The organism is Devosia sp., from assembly GCF_040509215.1.
In the GTDB taxonomy this organism is placed as follows: domain Bacteria; phylum Pseudomonadota; class Alphaproteobacteria; order Rhizobiales; family Devosiaceae; genus Devosia.
In genome coordinates, this window is record NZ_JBEVLL010000080.1 from 1 (window position 1) to 10,098 (window position 10,098).

Here is a 10,098-nt window from a genome sequence, read left to right on the forward strand (position 1 = left end):
GCGTGCGGTTCGGCGCGAAGTTTCTGCGCCATGATGTGGTGACGTGGGCGCTGCGGCTGACCGATGCCAGCGAGTTCGAGCGCGAGTTTTCGTTTATCACCGATGGCTGCCGGGAAGTGGCGGAGTTTGGCGCCCAGCATGGCGTTGTCACCAGCGTCGAGGACCATGGCTTCTTCATGAATGGGGCCGAGCGGCTACTGCGGCTGCATCATGCGGTGGGGCACCCGAACTTCAAGCTGACGGTGGATGTGGGCAATTTCCTCTGCGTCGACGACAATCCCTATGTCGCGACGCGGCGCACGCTGCCGCATGCGAGCTTTGTGCATGTGAAGGATTTTTACACGCGCCGCGCCGAACCGGGTCCGGGCTGGCTGAAGACGGCGGGCGGGGAGTTCATCCGCGGGTCGGTGTTTGGCTATGGCGATCTCGACACCAAGGCGCTGCTCGAGAGCGTCGTGGCTTCGGGCTATGACGGGTTCTTGTCGCTCGAATATGAAGGGGCGGAGCCGAGCGCTTTTGGGTGCGAGGTGGGGCTCAATAATATCAGGCGGATGCTGGCGGAGATTGGGGGCTGATCGCCCACGCGCGTCACCCTCGGGCCTGACCCGAGGGTTCTATACTTTCCGTAAAGTGCAGTGTCCTCGGGTCAAGCCCGAGGATGACCGCCGGTGGCGGGGCGGCTGATCTTACAGCCCGACGATCCGATCGAGCCGGGCCTTGATATCGGCCAGACGCTCGCGGTTGCCGCCGGGGACTTCGGCGGAGACCCAGCCGTTGTAGCCGGACTTGGCGAGGGCGCGGTTGACGCCGGCCCAATCGATGTCGCCTTCGCCCAGTTCGACCTCAAAGCCCTTCCAGGGGCCTTCGGCGTTCATGCGGGTGAGGCTGTATTCCTTGATGTCGATGCGGAAGATGCGGCTGCCGAGGGCTTCGATCCAGTCCGTGGGGCTGCCGTAGCGCATGACGTTGCCGACGTCGAAGTACCAACCGAGGCGGGGGTTATCGAAGCCGTCGATCAGGTGGGCAGCTTCGAGGGGGCTCAGAAGGAAATTGTTCCAGACGTTTTCGAGCGCGATGGAGATGCCGATTTCTTCGGCGTGCGGCAGGAGGCGATCAATGCCTTCGACGGCGCGGTCATAGGCGGTGGCGTAGGAGGTCGTGGCGTTGACGACGCCGGGGACCAGCAGCATGGTTTCGGCGCCGTAAGACTTGGCTTGTTTCATCGCTTCGATCGATGCGGCGACGCAGGCTTCGCGTACGGCCAGATCGGGGTCGGTGAGGGGCGTTTTCCAGTGGGCGGAATTGACGACGCCGGGGATGGCGAGGCCGGTCGCGTCGCGGGCGGCGAGGATTTCGGCCTGGTTCAGGTCGTTCGGCGAATCCAGCTCAATGCCGTCAAAGCCGAGGTCGGCGATCAGCTTGAACTTGTCGAGGATGGAGAGGTCTTCGTCGATCATCGACCATTTGAGGCTCGTTCTGGCCATGGGCCGGGCGTTGGAATTGGTCATGACGGATATTCACCTCTCTTGTTGAGGCGATGCTAGACCAGCGCGCTCGCCGGGGCCAAGGCGCGAAATGTCCCAGCCCACAAACAAAAATGCCGCCCGGTGAGGGGCGGCATTTTCGGGTTCGGTTGCGAAGAATTACTTCTTGATCGTCAGTGGGCCAACCATCTGTTCGGGCTTCACTTCGGCGTCGAATTCTTCGCCGGTGAGGAGGCCCAGTTCGATCGCGGTTTCGCGCAGGGTGCCGCCGCTCTTGTGGGCGGTCTTGGCGATCTTGGCGGCGTTGTCGTAGCCGATCTTGCGGTTGAGTGCGGTGACGAGCATCAGCGACTGATCGACGAGCTGCTTGATGCGCTTGCGGTCGGGCTGGATGCCGATGGCGCAATTGTCGTTGAACGATTTTGCGGCGTCGGCGAGGAGGCGCACGGACTGCAGGAAATTGTAGGCGATGACGGGCTTGAAGACGTTGAGCTCGAAATTGCCCTGCGAAGCCGCGAAACCGATGGCAGCGTCATTGCCCATGACATGGGCGACGACCATGGTCATGGCTTCGGACTGGGTCGGGTTGACCTTGCCCGGCATGATCGAGGAGCCGGGTTCGTTTTCCGGGATGGTCAGTTCGCCGAGGCCCGAGCGGGGGCCGGAAGCAAGCCAGCGAACGTCATTGGCGATCTTCATGAAAGCAACGGCGAGCTGCTTGAGGGCGCCCGAAGTGCCGACAAAGGCGTCGTGGCCGGCCATGACGGCGTACTTGTTCGGGGCGGTAATGAACTCGTGGCCCGAGAGCGTCGAAATTTCAGCGGCGACGGCGACGGCATAGTCGGGGTGGGCGTTGAGGCCGGTGCCGACGGCAGTGCCACCAAGGGCGAGCTCGCGCAACTGGGGCAGGGTGACTTCAATCGCCTTGATGGCGAGGTCGATCTGGGCGACCCAGCCACTCATTTCCTGGCCGAGCGTCAGGGGCGTCGCGTCCTGGAGATGGGTGCGGCCGATCTTGACCACATCCATGAATTCTTCGGCCTTGGCATCGAGCGTGTCGCGCAGGATTTTTACGCGCGGGAAGAGGTAGTTGACGACCGCCTCGATGGCGGCGATGTGCATGGCCGTCGGGTAGGTGTCGTTGGACGACTGGCTCATGTTGACGTGGTCATTGGGGTGCACGGGCTTTTTGGAGCCCATGGTGCCGCCGGCCATCTCGATGCCGCGGTTGGAGATAACCTCGTTGACGTTCATGTTCGACTGGGTGCCGGAGCCGGTCTGCCAGACGACGAGGGGGAAATGGTCGTCAAGCCGCCCCTCGATGACTTCATCGGCTGCTGCAACGATGAGGTCGCGCAGCGCGGGATCGAGCAGGCCAAGCTTGGTATTGGTGATTGCAGCGGCCTTCTTGAGGATGGCAAAGGCGGTGATGATTTCCTTGGGCATCTTTTCCCCGCCAATGTCGAAATTGGCGAGGCTGCGGGCCGTCTGAGCACCGTAATACTTGTCGGTCGGCACGTTGATGGTGCCCATCGTGTCCGATTCAATACGCATGGTCATTTCAGGCGCTCCGAGTTTGCTGGCCGCTCTTATCGGCGGAATTCATGACGAAAAACAAAACGGCCGACCCTTCTGAGAAGGATCGGCCGCTGAAATATCAGGTCGCGCGCATCAGCGCCGCAAGCCTTTCGGCTTAGCTCTTGACGGCGAGAATCTGCCGGCCGCGATACATGCCGGTCTTGAGGTCGACGTGATGCGGACGACGCAGCTCACCCGAATCCTTGTCTTCGACATAGGTGGGGTTGGCAATCGCGTCGTGCGAGCGGCGGAAGCCGCGCTTCATCGGCGAGGTCTTTCGTTTTGGCACTGCCATGGTCGGTACTCCGAATTCAAAAATCGTTGTGCCGCCAAAAGCGGCCCAGAGACACGTCTCTGTTGGGGTTGTCGCGCTCTATAGAATAGTTGCGCGCGCTTGGCAACAAGGGGATGGGGGGATTCACCGGCGACGACAGGGGATTCTTTTGTCCCTTTGCCGACGCCGGAAGTCTCTTAGAAAAGCGGCGGCAGGGTGGTGATCGGGAGGAGGCCCGAGGAGAGCGTGCCGGTGCGGAAGTTGAGCTGGTTGGTGTGGCGGCCGTTTTCCTGCGGGACGCCGAGGACAAGGGTACGCCAGGGCTCTTCGATCAGCGGGCCGATGCGTTCGGCGACGCCCATGGAATCGATCGTGATGCTGCCATTGGGGAGGCCCTGCGCGTCTAGGGTGAGTTTGCCCGAGGCCTTGAGGTCGGCATTGGCGTCGCTCATGCTGATGCCGACAATGTTGAGTTCGCCGCCGGCTCGCTGCCAGGCGGGAAGGATGGGCTCGGCGCCGATGGCATTGAGATCGTCGGGGACGCCGCTCACTTCGGCTTCGATTTCAAGTTCGGTATCGGTGAGCGTTGCGGCGGGCAGATCGAGGGCATCGGCTTTCACGTAAAGCGCCAGAGAGGCGAGATTGCGCTCGGCATCGTGGGCTTCGGGGATATCAAGCAGGTGCGCTTCGGCATGGGACGCCTTGGCCAGTACGGTGTCGCCCAGCAACAGGTCATTCCAGGAGAGTTCGTCGCCCACGATCGAGAGGCGGGCGATACGATTGTCCTTGAGCCGGAGGCTGGCATTGAGACCGGTCCAGGAGAGGGCCGAGCGCTGTCCGGTAAAGGCATCCGAAATCTGGGCGGGGCCGCGCGCGGCGGCAAGGGCGTGGGTCAGGTCATAGACCATGACGCTGACGCGCACCGCCGGGATTTCGGCCATGAGATCGCCCGAGACCACAACGGCATCGACGCATTCGATATCGAAGGCGAAGGGATAGCCGCCGATATTGAGGCTGGCGCAGGTTAGCTGGGGGCTGGTTTCACCATCGGCAAAGGCGAGGCGTTCGACCTCCTGCCGCACGATGCCCGAGGCATAGAACCAGGCGCCGCTGGCGCCAAGAATGACGAGCAGCACCACGGCGCCCAGAATGATGATTCGTTTCTTCATGGAACGGTTTTAACCTTGGACGGGCGAAAGGCAAAAGCGGGTCGCGCTACTCAGCCTTTGTTCATACAAGTTTTGCCTAAGCTGTGGTTGTGGCCGTGGCGAGGCTGGGTTTCAATCGTGTGATGACAGACAGTGGGTGAGAGCGGACTGGTGAGCATGAGCGCAGTGGATGAAACGGAAAATCACTGGGTCTTTGGCTACGGTTCGCTGATCTGGAATCCGGGCTTTCCGTTCGTCTCGACGCATCTGGGGCGGCTGAAGGGCGCGCATCGCTCGCTCTCGATCATTTCACATCACCATCGCGGCACGGTGGAACAGCCGGGGCTGGTGTTCGGGTTGACGCGGGGCGGCTCGGTGCGCGGCATTGTCTTTGAAGTGGCTAGCGCCGAGTGGCCGTCGGTGCGCGCCTATCTCGAAGCGCGCGAGCAGGTGACGACGGTCTATCGCGATGTGATGCGGCCGGTACTGCTCGACGATGGACGAAAGGTTTCGGCGCTGACCTTTGTGGTCGACGAGCGGCACGAGCAGTTTGCCGGGAACCTGACGCTCGACGAGCAATTGGCCATGGTGCGGGCGGGCGTCGGCATTTCAGGGCGCAATATCGACTATGTGGTCAATACGGCGCGGCACCTCGAAAGCCTCGGCATTCGCGACCGGGTGCTGATGGACCTGGCACGCAAACTCGAAGCCGAGAGTCAGGCGGCCTGATCGAAGGGAGCCGGCACGGCGCCTTCGAGGTCTGCAATGATGGAGAGGCGTTCGCCATCCATCTCGGGACGCGGCAGGCGGAAGACGCCATCGGCACGGCTGAGGGCATTGCGGAATTTGAGGCGGATGGCGGGTTCGGCAACAAGGTCGAGGCCGCAGCCGACCCAGAGGACGGTATTGCCACGGGCGATGAGGTAGAGATCGGCGCCTTCGAGAATGAAGTCGCGCAGGTTCTCGCTTGCCAGATGATAGGCGCGGCCCGAAAGGCCGAGCCACTGATTGACCCGCTTCTGTCGCGTTGCAGGCTCGAGGCCGGCTTCAATCCACGAAAGCATCCCTGTCCCCCCGTGTGAGTAGAACAAAACTAGAACAAATACCGCGAATCAGTCAAGTCGCGTCATTTGACTACTAGATGTGGTGCTTTGTGGCTTTGTTGCGTCAAGATGAGGGGCTGCGTTGCCGCGCCGCGGCGATACGTGCAGCCAGGTCCGCATCGATGGGGCGGGAGAGGCCCGAATCGACCGAGGCGAGGCTGAGGGCGTCGGAGCGGGTTTCTATGGCGCGTCTCAGGCGCTCGGAGAAAACATCAGGCGCTAGGCCTGGCTCGATGGCGGGGAGCAATTCGGCCCGGGCCGTGCCGGGCCAGATGATGAGCGAATTGCGGCCCCAGAAGAGGCCGGAATTGAGCGCGACCGGCACGACGGGCACGTTGAGTTCGGTATAGAGACGGACGATGCCCTGACGGTAATCGGCGGGCGCAAGCGCCGCCTTGCGGGTGCCTTCGGGGAAAATGACGATGCGGCAGCCGCGATCGAGCGCGGCATGGGCTTGGCGCATCATTTCAGGAATGGCCTGGGCGCCCTTCTTGCGGTCGATCTCGATGCAATCGAGCGAACGGGCGGCCCAGCCGAAGAAGGGGATGTTCATCAACTCCTTCTTGACGATGTAGGCGGGGCGGCCGGTGTGGGGGAAAATGGCAAAGACGTCCCAGTCGGACTGGTGCTTTGAAGCAATGATGCAGCCGCCGGGCGGGATGTTTTCCGTGCCGGAGACTTCGGTGCGCACGCCGGTGATGAGGCGCAGGAGCTGCACATTCGACCAGCACCAGTATTTCGCTAGGGCCCAGGTGAAGGGCGTGCGACCGGCAATGAGCGCGATGATGCCAATGGTGATGGCGATAAGAGCCGTCTGGCCGATGAAGATGGCGTAGAAAAGTGCCGTGCGGATCGCCTGGATCACGGTTTTCAAGGCTATTCGTCCTCCCGCCCCTTGGGGCTTTCCTCTTCAATAAAGAGGAGAACACGGAATGGCGAGATGGGTTACCTCAGGATGCTTCGCTGAGGTAACGCCGGACGGTAAGGCGCGAGGTGACGGCGGTCAGAACCGCAATGACCGGCACGACGAGCGCGATGAAGATTATACCGTCGACCCCGAGGACAAAGCTGCCAAAGACATAGCCGACCTGGGCGGTGGCTTCGGTGGGTAGAACCGAGCCGGCGGCCGTGCTGATCAGAACGAAAAAGAGGGCCGCGAGAATGGAGCCGAGGAGGCCCCCCTGCAGGCCAATGGACAAGAAGCGCCCCTGGAATTCACCGGCAATGAATTTGTTGGATGCCCCGATGAAATGGAGCACGTCGACAATTTCGCGGTTGGACGCCATGGCGCCGCGTGTCGCGAAAATAATGGCGAGGACGGTGGCGACCCCGATCAACCCCAAAACAAGGAGACCGGAGACGACGACGGTTCCGGCCATGGTGTTGAGTTGTTGTCGCCACGCGGCGTGGGTATCAAGGCTCGCGCCCTTGATCGCCTGGAGATTGCGCTGAAGCTGGTCGATATCGGCATCCCCGGGGTCGGCAAGCTGCACGACGACGAGGCGCGGAATGGCGATGGCCGAGAGATCGAGACCGGCGCCGAGCCAGGGTTCGAGCAAGGCCTGGCTTTCCTCGATGGTGAGGGCACGGGCGCCGGCAACACCGGGGGTGGTTTCGGCCAGCGAAACGGCGGTGCGCAGGTTGCTTTCCATCACCTCGCCCTCGACCGGGCGGATCTGGATGGTCATTTCGCGGCCGACATCGGCGGACCAGGCGATGGCGGATTTTTGCACGAGCACCACGCCACCAAGGGTGACGGCGGAGAGGAAGCTCATGATGGTGATGAGAAGGAGGAGCGTGCGGCCGGCAACGGAATGCTCGGGCACGATGGGGGCGCCGCCGCCGCGACGCGGGAAGGGCAGCCAATGGGGCAGGCGGGAAAGGAGGCTCCTAGTCATGGATGGTCAGAGCCCCTTTGTTGAGCACCATGCGCGGATAGGAGAACCGATCGAGCAGCGGCAATTCGTGCGTGGCGAGAATGATGGTCATGCCCAAAGTGCGGTTGAGTTCGGCAAAGAGATGGACGAGGCGGCTCGACAGGTCCGGATCGACATTGCCGGTCGGTTCGTCAGCGAGGAGAATTTTGGGGCGGGCGATGACGGCGCGGGCAATGGCGGCGCGCTGCTTTTCGCCGCCGGAAAGAACCGTGGGCAGCGCGTGCATGCGCTCGCCGAGGCCTACCCATTCGAGCAGTTCGGTGACGTTGGGGCGATATTCGCTTTCCGGCTGGCCGAGGACGCGCAGCGGCAGGGCGACATTTTCAAAGGTCGTCAGATGGTCGAGCAGGCGAAATTCCTGGAAGACGATGCCGATATGGCGGCGCAATTGCAGGAGGCTATCCTGATCGAGCTTGCCCACATCCTCATTGAACATCGTCACCTTGCCGCGGCTTGGTTTGAGCGAGAGCAGCAGCAGGCGCAGGAGGCTGGTCTTGCCCGAGCCGGAGGGGCCGGTGAGGAAATGGAAGGAGCCGGGCTCGATGGAAAAGGTGAGATCGCTGAGGATTTCAGGACCATTGCCATAGCGCAGGCCGACATCGGAAAAATCGATCAAGAACGGGTGCTCCCCAGCTCGTCCGGTGGTCTTGCCGCAAAAAGCGAATCACGAGTGGGCCGCATCATAGCAGCGCCGACGTGTGTTCGCGGCATTGATGCCCGCTATGCCGGGGGGAAAGCGGCACAATTGTGATTTCTCATGGGTTTGAGGAGTATTAACCCAAGCAGGGATAGGGTCAGGGCAATACCCGAAACGGCTGCCGGCTCGATGATCATTACCTGCCCCAATTGCCAGACCAAGTACCAGGTGACCTATGAGGCCATCGGATCGGTTGGCCGTAAGGTGCAGTGCGCCTCGTGCCACCAATCCTGGCAACAATCGGCGCTGCCCGACCCAAAGCCGGACCTGAGGCTGGTGCCGAAGCCCGATCCCGAATCGGACAGGCTGTTTGAATCCATGGCCGAAGAGGCGCTCGATGCTGCCATCGAGGCCGAGGAAAAGACCATAGTCGATGTCGAGCCGCGGCCGGTCGAACCGATCGAACCCAGGCCGACCAAGAAACGCGAAACCGCTGCGGAAATGCGCGCGCGCCAAAAGGCGCTGTCGCGGCGACAGACCGCCATGGTCTCGCGCCTGCCGCTGGCGCGGATGCGGCGCTATGCGCGGGTGGTGGGTGCGGTGGGTCTCGCCGGAATTCTGGCCATTGCCTATTTTGGCCGCGTACAGATTGTCGAGCGCAACCCCGATCTTGCCGGTCTCTATGAGGCAGTCGGGCTGGGCGTGAATGTCGTCGGGCTTGAGCTTTCGCACCTGCAATCGACGCGTGGTCTTTCCGAGGGCAAGGAAGTGCTCGTTGTTTCGGCCCAGCTTGTCGGCTTGATGCCCAATCCGGTCTCGATACCGCCGGTGCTGGTGAGCCTTCTCGATGCGACGGGCCACACGATTTACGAATGGAGCGTCACGCCGCGCATTCGCGACCTGATGGCCGGCGAGAGGGCGACGCTCGATACGCGCCTGCCGCTGCCGCCTGCCGAAGCGGTCAGGGTGCGCCTGACCTTTGCCGGTGGTCGCACGGCTACCAGCAGTGGCGAACCGGCCGCGGCTACGTCCGGAAATCCGACTGTGGCCGAAGCGGCGCCGGCGCATGGCGAGGCGGAAAGTCATGCTCCCGCTGAGGGTCACGCTCCTGCGGAGGACCATGCTGCTGCAGAGGAGCGTGGCGAAACAGCCGGTCATGGTGGGGAAGCGCCGCCCAGCGGGGATGCAGGTCATCCGGCTGAACCTTCTGTTGAAGCTGCTGCGCCCGCTGTTCACCACTGATGGGATCGTTCCTATATTGAAGTCAGCGTGTGGCCTGTCACTTTTTGCCCCTGACAGGCCCGGTTGGTACCGCAAGGCCGCCGCCCGCCGCCCGGAGACTGCCTATGGCCCGAATACTAGTCGCTGAAGACGATCCGTCCGTCCGTGCATTCGTGGTGAGCGCGCTCACCATGAAGGGCCACGAGGTCGTGGCCGAGGAAGACGGCGGGCTCGCTGCCGAAACCATGGAAGCCGAGGGCGGGAAATTCGACCTGCTGCTTTCGGATATCAAGATGCCGGTGATGGACGGGATTGCGCTTGCCCTGCAGGTGGGCTCGGCTTTTCCCGATGTGACGATTGTGCTGATGACCGGCTTTGCCGACCAGCGCGAGCGGGCGCATGGGCTCGAGGCGCTGGTCTACGATGTGATCGTGAAGCCGTTTACGCTGGCGGAACTGCTGGCGAAGGTCGAGGATGCGCTTGAGGGGCGGCCGGTGGAAGTGCTGTCACTGGCGCGGCAGGCTCGGGAAGAGTAGGGGCGGGCCGAAGGCCCCCTCACCCGCCGGCTTTGCCGTCGACCTCTCCCCCAGAGGGAGAGGTGTGAGCGTGCTTAAGTCGCGGAGCGACACCTCTCCCTTTGGGGGGTGAGGTCGGCCCATAGGGCCGAGTGAGGGGGCCTTAGCTCACACCCAGTCGGGCACCGAATCCAGCGCCAG

Annotated in this window: 12 protein-coding genes; 4 read left to right on the forward strand and 8 right to left on the reverse strand. The window is 62.6% G+C overall.

What is annotated here, in order from left to right; all coding sequences use genetic code 11:
- Positions 1 to 575, forward strand: a 575-nt coding sequence (locus tag ABW043_RS04485; protein WP_353920036.1) for a sugar phosphate isomerase/epimerase family protein, incomplete at its 5' end; no start/stop codon positions are given.
- Between the two features lie 111 nt (positions 576 to 686).
- Here ABW043_RS04485 and ABW043_RS04490 read toward each other — a convergent pair.
- From ABW043_RS04490 to ABW043_RS04505, 4 genes are all read right to left on the reverse strand, one after another.
- On the reverse strand, positions 687 to 1,508 hold the full coding sequence (locus ABW043_RS04490; protein ID WP_353920037.1) for a sugar phosphate isomerase/epimerase family protein: 822 nt from the start codon (positions 1,506 to 1,508) through the stop codon (positions 687 to 689).
- A gap of 135 nt (positions 1,509 to 1,643) precedes the next feature.
- Positions 1,644 to 3,044 carry a class II fumarate hydratase gene (gene fumC / locus ABW043_RS04495; RefSeq protein WP_353920038.1) on the reverse strand — a complete coding sequence of 467 codons (1,401 nt, stop codon included), beginning with the start codon at positions 3,042 to 3,044 and terminating at the stop codon, positions 1,644 to 1,646.
- Positions 3,045 to 3,177: 133 nt separating this feature from the next.
- Positions 3,178 to 3,357, reverse strand: coding sequence for a 50S ribosomal protein L32 (rpmF, locus tag ABW043_RS04500; protein WP_035086813.1), 180 nt, complete (start codon positions 3,355 to 3,357; stop codon positions 3,178 to 3,180).
- A gap of 176 nt (positions 3,358 to 3,533) precedes the next feature.
- Positions 3,534 to 4,505 (reverse strand): DUF2125 domain-containing protein, encoded by a 972-nt coding sequence (locus ABW043_RS04505; protein WP_353920039.1) that lies wholly within the window; start codon positions 4,503 to 4,505, stop codon positions 3,534 to 3,536.
- 156 nt (positions 4,506 to 4,661) lie between these two features.
- Here ABW043_RS04505 and ABW043_RS04510 point away from each other — a divergent pair, with 156 nt between their 5' ends.
- The gene (locus tag ABW043_RS04510) at positions 4,662 to 5,213 is read left to right on the forward strand and encodes a gamma-glutamylcyclotransferase (protein ID WP_353920040.1); all 552 of its coding nucleotides are present in this window, start codon (positions 4,662 to 4,664) and stop codon (positions 5,211 to 5,213) included.
- Here ABW043_RS04510 and ABW043_RS04515 read toward each other — a convergent pair.
- From ABW043_RS04515 to ABW043_RS04530, 4 genes are all read right to left on the reverse strand, one after another.
- Positions 5,201 to 5,548 carry a hypothetical protein gene (locus ABW043_RS04515; RefSeq protein WP_353920041.1) on the reverse strand — a complete coding sequence of 116 codons (348 nt, stop codon included), beginning with the start codon at positions 5,546 to 5,548 and terminating at the stop codon, positions 5,201 to 5,203. The two genes, ABW043_RS04510 and ABW043_RS04515, sit on opposite strands and share 13 nt — an antisense overlap.
- A 103-nt stretch (positions 5,549 to 5,651) precedes the next feature.
- Positions 5,652 to 6,452: a lysophospholipid acyltransferase family protein gene (locus ABW043_RS04520; protein WP_353920045.1), complete on the reverse strand. Its 801-nt coding sequence runs from the start codon at positions 6,450 to 6,452 to the stop codon at positions 5,652 to 5,654.
- A gap of 85 nt (positions 6,453 to 6,537) precedes the next feature.
- Positions 6,538 to 7,485 (reverse strand): cell division protein FtsX, encoded by a 948-nt coding sequence (locus tag ABW043_RS04525; protein ID WP_353920042.1) that lies wholly within the window; start codon positions 7,483 to 7,485, stop codon positions 6,538 to 6,540.
- On the reverse strand, positions 7,478 to 8,140 hold the full coding sequence (locus ABW043_RS04530; protein ID WP_295415842.1) for a cell division ATP-binding protein FtsE: 663 nt from the start codon (positions 8,138 to 8,140) through the stop codon (positions 7,478 to 7,480). The genes ABW043_RS04525 and ABW043_RS04530 overlap by 8 nt, the downstream gene beginning before the upstream one ends.
- Positions 8,141 to 8,350: 210 nt before the next feature.
- On the opposite strand from ABW043_RS04530, the gene ABW043_RS04535 reads away from it, so the two are divergent.
- Positions 8,351 to 9,403, forward strand: coding sequence for a zinc-ribbon domain-containing protein (locus tag ABW043_RS04535; protein WP_353920043.1), 1,053 nt, complete (start codon positions 8,351 to 8,353; stop codon positions 9,401 to 9,403).
- 104 nt (positions 9,404 to 9,507) lie between these two features.
- The gene (locus tag ABW043_RS04540; protein WP_353920044.1) at positions 9,508 to 9,918 is read left to right on the forward strand and encodes a response regulator; all 411 of its coding nucleotides are present in this window, start codon (positions 9,508 to 9,510) and stop codon (positions 9,916 to 9,918) included.
- Positions 9,919 to 10,098 lie beyond the last annotated feature (180 nt).

Excerpts from the sequence above, each read along its gene's own strand:
- ABW043_RS04490 (WP_353920037.1), bottom strand. The coding sequence starts at position 1,508 with ATGACCAATTCCAACGCCCGGCCCATGGCCAGAACGAGCCTCAAATGG.
- fumC (WP_353920038.1), bottom strand. The coding sequence starts at position 3,044 with ATGACCATGCGTATTGAATCGGACACGATGGGCACCATCAACGTGCCG.
- rpmF (WP_035086813.1), bottom strand. The coding sequence starts at position 3,357 with ATGGCAGTGCCAAAACGAAAGACCTCGCCGATGAAGCGCGGCTTCCGC.
- ABW043_RS04505 (WP_353920039.1), bottom strand. The coding sequence starts at position 4,505 with ATGAAGAAACGAATCATCATTCTGGGCGCCGTGGTGCTGCTCGTCATT.
- ABW043_RS04510 (WP_353920040.1), top strand. The coding sequence starts at position 4,662 with ATGAGCGCAGTGGATGAAACGGAAAATCACTGGGTCTTTGGCTACGGT.
- ABW043_RS04515 (WP_353920041.1), bottom strand. The coding sequence starts at position 5,548 with ATGCTTTCGTGGATTGAAGCCGGCCTCGAGCCTGCAACGCGACAGAAG.
- ABW043_RS04525 (WP_353920042.1), bottom strand. The coding sequence starts at position 7,485 with ATGACTAGGAGCCTCCTTTCCCGCCTGCCCCATTGGCTGCCCTTCCCG.
- ABW043_RS04535 (WP_353920043.1), top strand. The coding sequence starts at position 8,351 with ATGATCATTACCTGCCCCAATTGCCAGACCAAGTACCAGGTGACCTAT.
- ABW043_RS04540 (WP_353920044.1), top strand. The coding sequence starts at position 9,508 with ATGGCCCGAATACTAGTCGCTGAAGACGATCCGTCCGTCCGTGCATTC.